At 60.7% G+C, this 234-nt stretch carries 1 protein-coding gene; it reads right to left on the reverse strand.

All coding sequences use genetic code 11. The features are described from left to right. Positions 1-234: EthD domain-containing protein (locus ACPYOI_RS37115; protein ID WP_481424312.1), on the reverse strand; the 234-nt coding region annotated here is incomplete at both ends.

The following is a 234-nucleotide window of genomic DNA, read 5'->3' on the forward strand; positions in this document are numbered from 1 at the left end:
GAACATTTCAAGCAGGCCCTTGTTCATCTCGCGGCTCTCGTGGCGCACGGGAGATTCCAGTGCCGCCGTCAGCGTCTCGCGGCTTTCGTACATGGTGGACAGGACCATCGGATAAGACGGCGCGCCCTCGTCGCGTTCAAGGGCGTAAAGTACGCGCACTTCCTTGACGCCCGGAAAAGCCCGCCAGATGGGCATCAGCTTCTCGGCGACATAGAGCCTGAAGGCCTCTTCTTG

The sequence above is a fragment of the Rhizobium sp. SVR5-2C genome (genome assembly GCF_056755115.1).